The organism is Dysgonomonas sp., from assembly GCF_035323175.1.
Taxonomy (GTDB): Bacteria; Bacteroidota; Bacteroidia; order Bacteroidales; family Dysgonomonadaceae; genus Dysgonomonas.
Genome location: NZ_DAOKYH010000002.1, coordinates 158261 through 173396 on the forward strand (window position 1 = coordinate 158261; position 15136 = coordinate 173396).

The window sequence follows — 15136 nt, forward strand, 5'->3', positions numbered from 1 at the left end:
AATAGATAATAAGTTTGGTGTTAAGAAATCGGATAAATCTTTTTGTCCGATTTTTTATCGAAAAAGATGCAACATTTTAGCTATTTTTACGTTTAATATATGTACATTTGTAAATTATTATTAATATTAAAGCTGTGAAAGCGAAATTTTTAACATATATACTGATGGCCTTTTCTATAGGTCTCTTTATGCTGTCTTGTGATGGGGACGAAAACCCACCCACAAGCACCATAGAAGGGCATTGGATATATACAGCAACAAAAGTTGATATCTCCGTTACAGATCCGGCGTTAAAAACAAAAGTTGAAGAATACATCAAACAAAATGTAATATCCGAGCATACAAGCTATGAATTTAAGAATGATAAGACCTATTATTATTATCTTAATTTCGCAGACCCTCTAAAAGGTAAATATAAAATGCAGGATAAAGATTATGCAACACTGGATGACTCAAGGGGATTAAAGAAAGTAATTTGCGAAGATCCTTTGATTTACGTTCAATCTGATTTGAAAAGCCAAATTGCAAAAGATTTAAAAATCAGTGAAAGCAAGATCATAGAGGCTACAATTACAGAAGTTTTCGAAAAAGGGTTGAAACCCTCGAATTAGAGAATATCATACAAACCTAAAATAAAACCTCAAAAGCTTCATTCTGCTTTTGAGGTTTTATTTTTTATATCAATACAAACGTTTTAATCTTTCTTTGATCCAATCCACGTTGCCTTTTTCCAGATATATTCCAGAGGCCCATGCTTGTAATTTTTCATCCACCAACAAGAGAATATATATTGTACGATAAATATCCCTACTCCGATCAGAAAAGACATTGTTATACTCACAGATAAACCAAGTCCCCAGCTGTAAAATATAGCTCCGCCGAGCAAAGATTGAGTTATATAATTGGTAAGGCTCATTTTACCATAAGGTATCAACTTTCTTAATAAGGATTGTCCTTTTTCAGTAGAATAATAGACAATAAGGACTAATGATACAAGGAAAAACAGAAATGAAACATTGGCAAAAGATTGAACTATTATTCCCAAAGGCTCTAAAACTGCTTTATTTTCAATAAATCCGGGCAGCATAAGAGTCAGCCCCTTGAGAGGGAAAAAGCAAACAACTCCAAGAATTAGCATACGAACCCATTTGCGAATATTGGTTTCGGGATGAAGGAAAAATTCTGTACGCCCTATAAGCATTCCGAACAAGAAAAGTCCGGCAACCTGACAAAAACGTCCATTTTCCCATGCCCACATAAAGCTGCCCCATTCTCCATGATGCAACATTACATTAAATATCTCACTCAAACTTGCCGATTTATCTATCAAGATAGGATTTAACTTACCATAATGGTATCCTACCATACTTTCGCCCATTACATAGTCCGGATTAACCAAAGCATATATCACCCGCCCCCACTCTATAGGCTGAAGAATAAAGATTGTAGCTATAATCAATACAGTCTTGGTAGACAAACGCGCTGTTAATATAAGCACAATACCAATGAGTGAAAACATCACCAGAACATCGCCTGTATAGAAAAGAGAATTGATCATTCCCCAAACAAAAAGTAAAACTAAACGCCATAAAAAACGAGGACGAAAATCGTTACCTCTTTTCAACTGATTATTATCTTGAATAAAGAAACTAAAGCCAAATAATAAGGCAAATATACCATAAGCTTTTCCTGCAAAAATAAAAAAGGTAGAATCAAACAGAGCCGAATCCAAAAACTTCATAAATGGAGTATCTATCGGAGTAAAATTGAAAAGATTATAGTTTTCGAGGCTATGTACTAACACTATGCCTAGTACCGAAAGACCTCTCAGGGCATCGGCAACATCAATACGGTGGACACTTTTTGTCATTTTTCTAAAATATGTTTTTTGGTATTAAAATTCGAAATACAAAATTGCACTCTCTGCATGATGCGACAAAGATAGTATTTTATATAAAAAGAAAAAGCATGAGACTATAGACTAGCCTCATGCTTTACAAAAAATATCTTTCTTTTTTAATCCCAGATATGCTTTTTACTAAGAGCATATTTGCCACCACCGGTAAACACTAAAGCCAAAGCCCCGAAGAAGTACAATCCTTGCAATTCCACCATCCAGCCTCCGGTCTCATTTAGAGAGAATACATCACCGCTATGAGCGAGCGAAACTGCAACCAACATATTAAATACAAATATCGCTGCAGCAACACGTGTACCGTATCCGAAAATTATAAACAAAGGTGCTATAATCTCTCCAACATACACTCCATAAGCGATAAAAGAAGGTAGTCCTGCACCCTCCACCATTTGTTCTATCATTCCTGCCCCATGTGATAATTTAGCTATCCCATGCAAAAGCATTAATATACCAACACTTAATCTTAGAATAAGTAGTCCTAAATCTGTATTACGTTCTAATGTTTTCATTAATATATACTGTTACTATTTACGTTACAGATATAAAACAATGAAAAGTTAAATTAGTTCACATGAGAGTTATTTTCTATTTAGGTAATTCAAATGAAATAGGCAACATCAGCTGCTTTGCGACAGGCAATCCATCTTTCAATCCGGGAATCCATTTAGGCATTTTCTTTATCAAATAATAGGCTTCTTCATTACAATCCGGAAACACGCCTTTAAACAACCATATCTTTGATATCTCACCTTCTGCCGACACCTCTATATTAAATATAACCCGACCTTCTATTCCATATTTAATGGCACGCTTCGGATATTTCATATTAGTCTTCAAGTAAGTATCTAGTGCCTCCTGCCCTCCCGGATATTGAGGATCAGTGTTTAAAGAATCAGGCTCTTGAACAATCTGTTTTTCTTGTATCCGAGTCAAAGTATCTGTCGGAATCATTACCAAAGAAGACTCATTTGTTAATTTCTGCTCTTCGCTTTTAGGCTGCTCCTTTGCTTGTGCTATTAACGTATCGGTCAACTTGAAAGTGACAGAAAGATGCTGAGCAAAATCTATAGGATTACCATCAAGTAACGCAGGCGACCATTTGGGCATCGCTTGTAAAACACGTATAACCTCGTCATCTGCATCAGGATCAAATCCTCTTACTATTTCTATATCTTTTACACTACCATCTTTAGCAACGTTGAACTTCAACTCCAGATCCCCTTCCATCTTTATCTTTATCAAAATAGGAGGATATTTTATATTAGTCTCTAGAAATTCGTATAACGCCTTCTCGCCATCCTTATAGTGAGGAGGAACACCATTCAATGACGATGTTTCTTTTGTCAAGAGCTTTGCAGTAATAGCTTTCTGTGAATAAACAGGGGTTAATATACAAAACAAGAATATAAATAAGGCAGTATGTACAAATTTCATTTTTGGCTCTTTTTTACAAACAAATATATACAAATTACTCAAGTCTAGTATGTATTTATATTTTATTAAATCCGTAAAATACATTTATGTTAATATTAACGTTTTTAATATTTGGAAACAATATTTTTAACAATACTATATATATCTTTACAGCCAAATAGAAAAAAACAATATGTGTGGAATTGTAGGATATATTGGCTTTAGAGAAGCCTACCCCATTTTGATAAAAGGGTTACATAGACTAGAGTATAGAGGATACGACAGTGCCGGAGTAGCAATAATAAATAGCGAAGACAACCTTTCGGTATACAAAACAAAAGGCAAAGTACAGCACCTTGAGGAATATACGAAAGGAAAAGACACAACCGGCACAATCGGCATAGCACATACCAGATGGGCCACACATGGCGAACCGAGCAACTGCAATGCACACCCCCACTACTCTCAATCGGAATCTTTAGCCCTCATACACAATGGAATCATAGAAAACTATGCAGTACTTAAGGCTCAGCTAACACAAAACGGGTACAGTTTTCAAAGTAGTACCGACACGGAAGTACTGGTACAGCTAATTGAATATATCAAAAGCTTAAATAATTGCGATCTGTTTACAGCAGTTCAAATTGCACTCAATCAGGTAGTAGGTGCATACGCCATAGCCGTTATAGAAAAAGGAAAGCCCGACCAGATAATTGCAGCACGCAAAAGCAGCCCGTTAGTTATCGGAATTGGTGATGGCGAGTTTTTCATCGGATCGGATGCTTCTCCTATTATAGAGTATACCAACAAGGTTATTTATCTGGATGATGAAGAAATAGCTATACTCAAAAGAGATAAAGAGCCTAAGATAATTACGATCTCCAACATACAGAAAACTCCGGAGATCAAACAATTAGAAATGAATCTCAGCCAACTCGAACGTGGCGGCTATCCGCACTTTATGCTAAAAGAAATATTCGAACAGCCTGATACGCTCAAAAACTGTATGAGCGGGCGCATTAATATAGAAGGCACGAACATAACTCTATCGGGGATAATAGACCATAAAGAAAAATTCATAAATGCACGACGTATCATTATAATCGCATGTGGAACTTCATGGCACGCCGGACTGATAGGAGAATACTTATTCGAGGAGTTTTGCCGCATTCCCGTTGAAGTAGAGTATGCCTCAGAATTTAGATATAGAAATCCAGTTATCTATGCCGACGACATCGTAATCGCTATTTCTCAATCGGGAGAAACTGCCGATTCGCTTGCAGCAATCGAGTTGGCACGCAAAGCCGGAGCTTTTGTATATGGCGTATGCAATGTTGTAGGATCATCAATTCCTCGCAACACCAATTCGGGCTCATACACGCATTGTGGACACGAAATAGGAGTAGCATCGACCAAAGCGTTCACAGCACAGGTTACAACCCTCATATTAATGGCCTTGACTATTGCGAAAGAAAAAAAGGTGATAGAGGACGAAAAATATATAGAAATCACCAAAGAGCTTCTGTCTATTCCGTCAAAAATAAAAAAAGTTTTATCAAGCAATGAAAAGATTAAGGAACTATCCAATATCTTTACTTATGCACAAAACTTTATTTACCTCGGTCGTGGATACAATTATCCTATAGCTTTGGAAGGGGCCCTCAAGCTAAAAGAGATATCGTACATACATGCCGAGGGTTATCCGGCAGCCGAAATGAAACACGGACCAATAGCACTTATAGACAATGAAATGCCGGTGGTAACGATTGCAACTCATAGTGCCATATACGACAAAGTAGTCAGCAACATACAAGAAATAAAGGCCAGAAGAGGCAAAGTGATAGCCATAATAAACGAAGGCGATGAAACGATGAAGTCAATAGCCGACCATTATATTGAAATACCTACGACAATAGAATGCCTCGACCCTTTACTAACCGTCATACCCCTACAACTACTTGCCTATCATATTGCTGTAAATAAAAACAGAGATGTAGATATGCCGCGCAATCTGGCAAAATCTGTAACGGTTGAATAGACAGCTTGTTTTCACAATATATATCAAGTTTTGAATCCGATATTCAAAATATTTCTATCTTTGCATAAACTTTACACAAAAACATAAAATTATGAAAACAAACATTTTGATACTCACGTTTCTTTCTTTGTTTGCACTGAATCTGAGTATTAATGCCCAAAACTATCTTGCAACAGGAACTCAAATAACAATGGGAGACGATCTAAGAAAAGGAGTGGAAGATGTTACTGTGGGCGACGTTATTTTATCTTATGACTACACAAAAGACTTATATGAAAAGAAAAAAGTAACAGGAGTGGACAAAATCATGTTCAACAGATTAGCACGTATCGTCTTAGAAAACAAGATGCAGGTACTTGTTACTTCTCAATATCCCTTCTGGAGCGAAAGAGGCTGGGTTTCTATCGATCCGGAAATGACAATTCAAAATCCCAAATATGCATCAGTAAAATCATGCAATGTGGGCGATTATTTAAAATTCTATGATATACTGAGTACTGGTTCGGATAGAATTGCTATTATAGAAGGCATACTCGAACCAATCATGGGCTATAATATACAGCTCGAAGAAGGGGGCTCTATTATTGCCAACGGATTTATCATAGGCGTTGATTAATAAAATTAAATGAAGCTGAACACCAATAACATTCAAGAACGTATTAAAGATACATTGATAGAGACGTTGAACATCACATTCATAGAATCGGATGATCAAACGTCTCTTGAAGCTATTATGCCTGTAGAAAAACATTTGAGTCAAACGATGGGCGTATTACACGGAGGAGCAACAATATCTCTGGCAGAATCTGTTGCCGGCGTAGGTTCTAACACACTATGTGCACACGATGAGCAATGCTTTGGCATGCAAATAAGTGCCAGTCATATATCTAGTGCAAGACTAGGCGATGTGGTAAGAGCCATAGGCACCCTACAACACAAAGGAAGATCTACTCACGTCTGGAATGTTGACGTCTTCTCGGAGACAACAGGAAAACTAATTTCGTCTGTGCGTGTCACAAATGCAGTTGTAAAAAAAATATTATATACAAAAGGAAAATAAAGGCAAGAAATGTAATAGGGGTTAGATTTTTTTTAACCCTGGTTATATTTTCCGCTATTTCGTCCTGATTAAAGCGAAGTATCTCGAATAAGAAAAGCGAGATGTTTCACTCCATTCGGTGTGACATAATAGATTGGATGTTCTACCCCCTATTACACCCTTGCCTTTTACGAATTGAATTCTATTAAGCAGGAATGAGATTTATAAATTAAGTATTATAGAGAAGATACTATCATCTCCATTATTTGAAATATCATTAGAATAAAACAAATAATAACGACTGCAATCATAATATTTAAAATTTTGTTTGTATATTTTTTCATTTTACTTCCTTTTTAAATTGTTCGTACTGCTTTACGATATCATCGATACTTATATCGAGTAAATTCATAGAACGAAAAGTTTCGGGTAGTACTTCTTCAAAAAATTCTTTTTTCTGAAGCTTCGATATCTGTCCTCTAGCATTTTCTGCGACGTAATATCCCATCCCACGTTTCGAATATATAATTTCCTCAGACTGCATATATTCAAATGCTCTCATAGCCGTGTTAGGATTCACCTGCAATGTCATAGCCAGCTCCCTCACAGACGGAATCCGATCATTTTCGGGCCATTCTTCTGTAAGGATATGCTGAAAGCAGAAATCTACTATTTGAAGATATATTGGTTTATTTGCTTTGAAATCCATAATACTATACTTCTGTTTCTCTTAATTTGAAATACGTCAACACCCACATTCCAACAGGGAATATCGTTGCCAGTATATATTTAGCTACATCATACAGCAATGTTGCCTGTGTTGCTACAAAACGCGATGAATCGCCTTCGGGAATCCAATAGCCATTAAAGCTTAGAATAGAAATCGGATCCATAGAACTTCTTATATAGGATACCTCCGGATAGAATTGACTTATAATAATCTTAGAAACAATTATTATAAAAATAAAAAACACAGCGATTAATGACAATGTCTTCACAAAAGACCTTTTCTTCAAACATGCGTATCCAAACAAAAAAACTGATTGAGCAGCATACAGCATATGATAATCCCACCAATCGCTAAACTTAACGACAGGATGTGTAGTGGATACAAATAGAGAGGATATAAAATCTAAGCACACTGACACGCCAAAAACCAGCAAAGGTATAATAACAATATATTTGATCCACAGGCCCAAAAATCGTTCAAAAGTAGATACCGGCAACGTAAAATAAAAAGTACTATTAGCATCGCTTAAATTCTTATCAAAAGAAATACTGCAAATGATAATCGCAACATAAACGGGAGGAAGCATATTCCATAACCATCCGGTATCGATAGATCCCCAAACAGTCGCAATTGTATAATACGCAGCTATACCACATACAATAAAAAGGTATTGCTTCCAATACATTGCAAACTCCCTTTTCTGCAAATTCCAAAAACGTTCTATATTAATTACAGCAGTCATATCCATTTCGTTAAGCGTTAAATATATTTCTTATTTTTTCCTTATTCGTAACCACCGCATTAAACAAAGCTTCAATATTTAATGTACTTTCTTCATTGTACTTGTTCTCCAAGACCGAAGTGTATCCCAACATAGTTTGCTCTGTGAATAAAGCGTCTTGAGGCCTTGTTGTAGAATAAGTAAACAGTAGTTTTTTAGATATCTCCTCAACCGTATTATTAAGTAACACCTGATTGCGATCAAGAATGATGATAGGATCTATCAAACTTTCCAAATCACGAACTTGATGAGTGGAAATCAAGATACATTTGTTTTCGTCAAATGCAGAAGCTATTACTTTTCTAAATTGAGATTTAGAAGGGATATCCAGCCCATTGGTTGGCTCATCCAACAAGGTAACCGGTGTATTCAGAGAAATAGCAAAAGCAATAAGAACTTTCTTCTTCTGTCCAAAAGACAATTCTTTCATCCGAGAATCAATATCCAAATGAAAATCATCTAAATATGAATTAAACTGTTCATTGCTAAAGTTGGGATAAAATACCGAATTCAACTTTACAAAGCTTTTAACTGTCTGCGATGGCACAATGAACTCTTCAGGCAGATAGTACAATTGCTTCAGCATATCGGGATTTCTAAATGCCGTTTCAGTACCTAATACTTGACAACTTCCTTTTTTAGGAAAACACAACCCACTAATAATGCGCAACAATGTGGTCTTTCCAACACCATTTTCTCCGAGCAAACCATAAATACCATTTTTCATTTCAAATGAAACATTCTCAAAAATAGGCTTACGCTCCCTGTAATAAAAAGTAAGATTATTTATTTCTACCATAACAGTGTACTAGTTTATTAATACACTGCAAATATATTATATATTTTGATTACACCAAAATATTTGAATATTTTTTATGCTGATTAAAAAAACTTAGAAGCGATGCATAATTACTATAATTGTAAAAACAGGGAAAATATTTTTAAATCAACAAAATTTGTCTCACAAATTACCCCCTTTTTCACAAAAAGATAAAAGACAGCTTAACACTATTGAATATTACAATAAGCCATGATAAAAAACCAAATAAAGACAAAAAAGTAATTATGAAGAAAAGAAATAGATTTTCTCTTTTACAATAGAGAGAAGCCTTATGCACAAATAAGCATTATCAGTAAATATATTTAGGAAGTAGTGGTTTTTTATATACTTTTGCTGCCGAATAACATAAACGACATGGAGATCTGAAACCATACAAAAAAACGAGGCGGAACCGAAAAGCCAAAAGAGTAGGATAATTTTTTACAAAACTAATATTATAATGGAGTGGTTTTTAAAAGTAGTGAAAGAACATTACGCAGACTTTAACGGAAGAGCTAGACGAAAAGAATTTTGGATGTACAACCTTTTTGTGATGATAGGATATTTTGCCCTATACATAGTAGGTATTATCCTAGCATCAGTTTCCACAACTATTGGATCAATCGTCTTAGGATTAGTAGGATTGGCGTACCTTGCAATCCTGATCCCTTCAATCGCTGTTTATGTAAGAAGAATGCATGATGTTGGCAAAAGTGGATGGTTTATATTAATCCCTATCTACAATCTCATTTTAGCGATTACAGAAGGGAATAAAGGGGACAACCAGTATGGTTCGGATCCTAAAGCTCAATAGTATCAGGATCTATCATAGAGTTTACACTATAAGAAAGAAGGGCATAAATAATATTATTTATGTCCTTTCGCTTTATAAGATATTGATATTTATAAATTTATCCTATCAAGAATTTAATAACAATTATTTATTTAACTACTCCTGTTATTATTATTTTTTATTATATTTGTGACGTTGGTAAAAAGCGTATTCAACACTTATAGTATTAAAGCCAGAAACACATTATTCTTACTTAAACGTAAAGAATAAATAACAATAATAGAGTATACATCATAATATCCGGTATGGAGTTATTATACAAACAAGAGCATCTCACTTGCTACAATTATGAAAAAGGTAACCGGCCAACAATTGAGAAAATATCTTTACAAGATGGACAATCTTGGAATATATTTTCAGTTGAGAACAAAGTTATATTTATCATAGAAGGGTCTTTATCTTTTTCTTTGGATGAACTAACTAACCAAGTCATTTCTGAAAAAAAAATGATGATGATACCAGCAGGTTGTCACCTAAACAGTAAAGCAAATAAAGATACCACAGTAATTATTATGAGGTTGCATAACACTAAGATGCTATGCGATTGCTTCTCGCTTGATTTACTACTAAAAGAAAAAAATGAAGAATTTGAACCAGGTCTACATTATCTGGCTATAAATGAAAGAGTAGACTCATACCTCACATTCTTAAACACGTGCATGTCAGAAGGCTTAAAGTGCACATATTATTTCGCACTGAAAGCAAAAGAATTTTACTTTTTACTAAGAGCATATTATACAAAAAGAGATTTACTGGCATTCTTTTTCCCTCTCATTAGCCACGACCTTTCTTTCTCCGAGTTTGTCCTTAAAAACCATCACAAGGCAAAAACAGTACAAGAGTTAGCCGACATGATGCACTATAGCCTTTCAGGATTTCAAAAACGTTTCAAAAAAGTATTTGGAGTGCCTGCTTATCACTGGATGAAAGAAGAGCGATCAAAATCAATTTTTTATCAAATAAACAGTACCGATAAGTCATTTAAAGAAATAAGTGACGAGTACGGATTCTCGTCCCCATCACATTTTAATGACTTCTGCAAAACCAATTTCGGCAATACTCCGGGCAAAATTCGCCAACAAAAAGCGACTATGAACCCTAGCCATTAAGAAAAGGCACGAATTCTGAAAAAGCAGGCAGATATCTGTAATAAACAACCCTTCCAATCTTCATATCTTCGTAGCGTAAATATATGAGGAGTATATTTATAATTCTAAACCTGACTAGATTTAGAATTTAACTCTATTATTGTGTAGTTTTGTAAAGTTTGTGTTAAGGTTGGAAAGTCTGCGAAGTGAATTTGCGGGCTTTTTGCATTTTATAAAAGATTTCAATGTAGTTAGAATACAAGAAGGCTCTTCCCAAAAATTTTCGACAAGAACCTTTTTAAACAATAAAATTTATGCTTATTTCAGAAATAAAGGACGATAGGGTCAAAACCCACTTCGCTGCTCGGCCAAATCAATCCTTTTGCGCTCTTTCATTACAGTATACATTTGAAGTAATACGGAAAGTATGATTAACAGCAAACCGGTATAAAATGAAAAGTTTAACTCTTTAGCCTCTCCAAAAATAATCATAGCCAATACAATACTATATATAGGCTCTAAGTTATAGCTGAGATTAAGAGTAAAAGCAGATATGCTCTTCAATGCTTGTATTTGCAACATATACAGACCGATTGTACAAACCACTGAGAATATTAACAAATAGATTAAATCTGTATTACTCGGAAAAAAAGACATGACAGGAAATAATTGCAAATAAAAAGGAAGTATAATACTTAAACTAAGGAAACCTCCAATCATTTCATAAAACAAAGTAACATCCCATGAATAATTAGTATTTGTTGCAACTCTTTTATTCGCAATCACAAAACTAGCTGCCAAAGCTGACGAAATAGCCCCACAGATTATACCTGTTCTGTAACGAGTATCGAAATGAAAAATCAGCGCAATCCCCAAGAGAGCAATAATGCTAAAAGACAATTCTCTGAGAGAGATTCGCCGACGGCTCACGACAGGTTCTAAAACAGCCGTAAAAAAGCCTGTCATCGAGAAACAGACTACACCGATAGAAACATTCGAATATTTAATACTCGCATAGAAAAACAGCCAATGCAGTGTTAATAATAGCCCAACAAAACCAATCCTATAGAAATCTTTGATCGGCAATCGGACAAACCGTTTTGTCACCGATAGCATTATTAATAGTAACACAGAGGTAATCAATAAGCGGTACCAAACGAGCATACCTTCGTTCAGGGTTATAAGCTTGCCGAATATACCCGTAAATCCGGCAATTAGAATAGATAAGTGCAACTTAACAAATGCTTGTTTCATCGTTGATAAATATTCTGTAAAGATACCCTTTTAATCAAAAAAAGCCCCAAAGATTCATTCTCTTTGGGGCATATATTATAAATCAAGCCGTTTAGTTTTGACCTCCAGCACTTCCTCCACTTTGTTCTCCTTGTCCTCCAGACATAACATCATCATTCTTGATACCACGTCTTGCTTTTTGTATTTGAGATTTCATCTCTCCAAAACGGAAAGATACAGAGATTCCAAAATTTTGAATTTTATTAGACATGATTGTTTCTGAATAAAACGCTTGGTTATTCATTGTGCTTCTGAAATCATGAATGCGTTTAAATGGATTCTGAGCATAAGCAGATATATTCAATTTGTCATTATTAAAGCCTTTGCTTACATTAAATCGGTGAAAGAAAAACGAAGAGTTTTCACTTTGTAAATTTATAGATTGAGAGAAATAGCCTACATTAACAAAAGCTTTCCACGATTTAGGAAATGAATATTGCGCACCTCCAAAGACATTCGCGGATACTCCATCTTTCTTTAATCCTGACCCATTATTTGCTTTTATATCCACATACCGTGCCCCCATATTAGAGAATATACTCAGTTGTTCCAGCCATTTATATTTATCTCCACCCATTTTAGGAGTCCATCGCAGGTTTAAAGATAAACCAATATCTTTTCTTTTTCCTATATTTTCGTAGGTAGAGGTCACTACTTTATTTTGCTCTGTCGTAATTTGTTCAATTCCATTATTCTCGAAGCTATAAGCCAAATTCACATTCAAAGTCAGATTACGGTTGAAAAGCCCATAGTTGGTACTTATCGTATGATTTTTCACAGCATCTAATGCCGGATTCCCCTTTTGTATATTATTCGGGTCGGAGGTATTCTCATAAGGATTTAATTGCCAGATACCCGGACGTGATATACGCATATTGTACCCAAAACGCAAGTTTTGCATTGGATTTATCTGATATGTAACTGTTGCAGAGGGTACGATGTTAGAGTAGTCTACTTTAAAATCTTGAGCTTTATCCTTTGGGAATTCAGCATTCAACCATGTTGCTTCATAACGCAATCCGGCTTTGAACCCCCAAACATTTCTAAACTTGGCATTGTAACCGCCATACGCAGCCAATATATCTTGTGTATGCCTAAATCTATCAGTCGGACGTTCTATGGCTACCCAATTACCTGTAGCATTAAGGCTATCTAAACCACTATTGCTATTATTTATACGGATGATATACTTTACTCCTGTTTCGACACTATGAGATAGGACATCAGACTTATTCAAAGGAGTTACAAAATCTACCTGAAAGGTATGTTCTTTCATATCCGCATCAGAATATTGTTTGTTAGTATATACATACTTAGGTAGTTCACCAAATAGTTCCGTAATATCCGAATTTGATTCCGAGTCATTAGGATTCATACTGAACTTATAAGAAGCGGTCAGCAATTGTTCTTTTTTATGGAAAGTGCGCTGATAATCTACATTCAGATCTGTACCGCCATACGTTTGTTTCATATAGCCTCTTTGATCATATCTATATTGGCTCTCCTTATTTATTCCGAGCCCCTCATTCAAAATGTTACTTCTGGATTTATAATTACCTTCGAACCTATTGAATCCGATATTAATAAGGTTTAAGGTATCTATCTCGTAACTTAACTCTCCTGAACCAAACTGTCCGAGCCCATTATTCTTTGAAGGGCCTACTCCTGTTAGATACTTTGGGTTATTACTTAAATTATTTTCTTTAAAAGAAGAGGTGGTTCCTTCCGGACGTTTCCATTCGTAATAGTTATAATTCCCTGTGAAGCCAACTTTACCATATTTCATGGTCCAGTAAGCACCTAAACCATATCCACCTTGCGAGTCTACCCTACCATTCAAAGTGGCAGTATATCCACCCATAGAAGTATTGGTTATAATATTGATAATACCTGCTACACCCTCAGCATCATATTTTGCTCCGGGATCGGTAATCACCTGTATATCTTTCACCGTATTGGCAGGCATGCTGCGGAGAACTTCCTTCGGATTGTTAGAAATCATGTTAGACGGTTTTCCGTTCAGATATATTTTAAAATTAGTAGATCCTTTCAGCTGTACATTATCTTCGCCATCAACAGTTACCATCGGAACTTTTTTCAACATTTCCAATAGATTATTCGTAGTTGATTCAGGATCACTCTCCATACTATATACAATTTTATCGAGATCAACTTTTACCAGTGGCTTCTGTGCCGAAACAACAACCTCCGATAAGGCATTTTCATTGTCACTCATATATATTGTACCTAGGTCTACTATCTTTGCGTCACCTACAACAACAGGCTTAACAAGGGTCTTTTTACCGATATATTCTACCGTGAGCAGATATTCTCCCTTTTTATTCATCGAAAACTGAAAGTTTCCATTATCATCGGCTGCTACAGCCTTTAACGGGCTTCTCGGATTTGCCTTACCTAACAATTTTACTGTAGCGTAGGGAACTGTTTCATTTGTTAATGAATCTGTTACTACACCTTTAATCTGGACATTTATTAGTGGGCTGGATTGAGAGAATGCTAATGATGAAATTAGCAATGATAGAAAAGTTAATAAAATGCGGACATTCATAAGTTTAGTATAATTATAAATATATTTCGTTTTTTTAGTTGTTTTTCAGCTGACTAAGATATACATAGATTTAATCTGTTTAACTGAGATATGCTTACTAGTCGCCATAATTATACATTTATCACTAAAGCAATAAATATTTTATCATTTTTAACAGAACGACACTTTTTTCACAAAAAAAAGACACCAGGCTCTGCTTACCTGATGTCTCTTGCCAACTCATCTACAGATAAATTTTATTTACTAAATGGAATATCGTTTATCGGCATCACCTTACCATAGATTTCTACATAGCGAACATTTGCTGTATCTAAATACATCTCTATCCTAGTGTTCTGCCTATTTCTTTTTAGTTTCAGATCTACGTGTAGAATGTCATCATCATGACGAGAAGCACTCCAGCCCGAAACCGTATAGATTGGATTTTTAGAATTAAAGTACAAGGTATCTCCTGTTACATTTCGGCATATATTGATATCATTTGCCGAGCTACGAACAAACCACCCTTGATTACGCCCAATCAGCCAACCACCTATAACTACGGCCACAATAATTAGAGTAAACAGAATTGAATGTAATTCTTTGTTCATATCC

The 15136-nt window shown here is 35.2% G+C and carries 15 protein-coding genes; 6 read left to right on the forward strand and 9 right to left on the reverse strand.

Annotated features, from left to right (window positions below; all coding sequences use genetic code 11):
• The first annotated feature begins 164 nt into the window (after nucleotides 1–164).
• A complete protein-coding gene (locus tag PKC55_RS03760; RefSeq protein ID WP_291125963.1) occupies nucleotides 165–611 on the forward strand; it encodes a hypothetical protein in 447 nt (148 codons plus the stop codon).
• An 83-nt stretch (nucleotides 612–694) separates the two neighbouring features.
• On the opposite strand, the gene PKC55_RS03765 is transcribed toward PKC55_RS03760, so the two are convergent.
• From PKC55_RS03765 to PKC55_RS03775, 3 genes are all read right to left on the reverse strand, one after another.
• Complete coding sequence (locus PKC55_RS03765) at nucleotides 695–1870, reverse strand: DUF418 domain-containing protein (protein WP_291125960.1); 1176 nt, start codon at nucleotides 1868–1870, stop codon at nucleotides 695–697.
• 146 nt (nucleotides 1871–2016) lie between these two features.
• Nucleotides 2017–2427: a DoxX family protein gene (locus PKC55_RS03770; protein WP_283686415.1), complete on the reverse strand. Its 411-nt coding sequence runs from the start codon at nucleotides 2425–2427 to the stop codon at nucleotides 2017–2019.
• A gap of 76 nt (nucleotides 2428–2503) precedes the next feature.
• Nucleotides 2504–3352, reverse strand: coding sequence for an energy transducer TonB (locus PKC55_RS03775; protein WP_291125954.1), 849 nt, complete (start codon nucleotides 3350–3352; stop codon nucleotides 2504–2506).
• A gap of 172 nt (nucleotides 3353–3524) precedes the next feature.
• Between PKC55_RS03775 and glmS the strand changes: the two genes are divergently transcribed.
• From glmS to PKC55_RS03790, 3 genes are all read left to right on the forward strand, one after another.
• The gene (gene glmS, locus PKC55_RS03780; RefSeq protein ID WP_291125951.1) at nucleotides 3525–5369 is read left to right on the forward strand and encodes a glutamine--fructose-6-phosphate transaminase (isomerizing); all 1845 of its coding nucleotides are present in this window, start codon (nucleotides 3525–3527) and stop codon (nucleotides 5367–5369) included.
• A gap of 91 nt (nucleotides 5370–5460) precedes the next feature.
• Nucleotides 5461–5985: a Hint domain-containing protein gene (locus PKC55_RS03785; protein WP_135103963.1), complete on the forward strand. Its 525-nt coding sequence runs from the start codon at nucleotides 5461–5463 to the stop codon at nucleotides 5983–5985.
• 9 nt (nucleotides 5986–5994) lie between these two features.
• Nucleotides 5995–6429 carry a PaaI family thioesterase gene (locus PKC55_RS03790; protein ID WP_135103962.1) on the forward strand — a complete coding sequence of 145 codons (435 nt, stop codon included), beginning with the start codon at nucleotides 5995–5997 and terminating at the stop codon, nucleotides 6427–6429.
• A 319-nt stretch (nucleotides 6430–6748) separates the two neighbouring features.
• Here PKC55_RS03790 and PKC55_RS03795 read toward each other — a convergent pair whose 3' ends face one another.
• The 3 genes from PKC55_RS03795 to PKC55_RS03805 are packed head-to-tail and all read right to left on the reverse strand — an operon-like array spanning nucleotide 6749 to nucleotide 8718.
• Entirely contained in the window at nucleotides 6749–7117 is a 369-nt protein-coding gene (locus PKC55_RS03795) for a GntR family transcriptional regulator (protein WP_135103961.1), read from the reverse strand.
• Between the two features lie 4 nt (nucleotides 7118–7121).
• Nucleotides 7122–7880, reverse strand: coding sequence for a hypothetical protein (locus PKC55_RS03800; protein ID WP_291125948.1), 759 nt, complete (start codon nucleotides 7878–7880; stop codon nucleotides 7122–7124).
• A gap of 10 nt (nucleotides 7881–7890) precedes the next feature.
• Nucleotides 7891–8718, reverse strand: a complete 828-nt coding sequence (locus PKC55_RS03805; RefSeq protein ID WP_291125946.1) for an ABC transporter ATP-binding protein — start codon at nucleotides 8716–8718, stop codon at nucleotides 7891–7893.
• Nucleotides 8719–9199: 481 nt separating this feature from the next.
• Here PKC55_RS03805 and PKC55_RS03810 point away from each other — a divergent pair, with 481 nt between their 5' ends.
• A complete protein-coding gene (locus tag PKC55_RS03810; RefSeq protein ID WP_291125943.1) occupies nucleotides 9200–9553 on the forward strand; it encodes a DUF805 domain-containing protein in 354 nt (117 codons plus the stop codon).
• Between the two features lie 284 nt (nucleotides 9554–9837).
• Nucleotides 9838–10701, forward strand: coding sequence for a helix-turn-helix domain-containing protein (locus PKC55_RS03815; protein WP_296948329.1), 864 nt, complete (start codon nucleotides 9838–9840; stop codon nucleotides 10699–10701).
• Between the two features lie 324 nt (nucleotides 10702–11025).
• Here PKC55_RS03815 and PKC55_RS03820 read toward each other — a convergent pair whose 3' ends face one another.
• The 3 genes from PKC55_RS03820 to PKC55_RS03830 form a co-directional block, all read right to left on the reverse strand.
• Nucleotides 11026–11934, reverse strand: a complete 909-nt coding sequence (locus PKC55_RS03820) for a DMT family transporter (RefSeq protein ID WP_324371933.1) — start codon at nucleotides 11932–11934, stop codon at nucleotides 11026–11028.
• Nucleotides 11935–12025: 91 nt separating this feature from the next.
• A complete protein-coding gene (locus PKC55_RS03825) occupies nucleotides 12026–14542 on the reverse strand; it encodes a TonB-dependent receptor (protein WP_324371935.1) in 2517 nt (838 codons plus the stop codon).
• Nucleotides 14543–14778: 236 nt separating this feature from the next.
• Complete coding sequence (locus tag PKC55_RS03830; RefSeq protein WP_291030439.1) at nucleotides 14779–15132, reverse strand: hypothetical protein; 354 nt, start codon at nucleotides 15130–15132, stop codon at nucleotides 14779–14781.
• Nucleotides 15133–15136 lie beyond the last annotated feature (4 nt).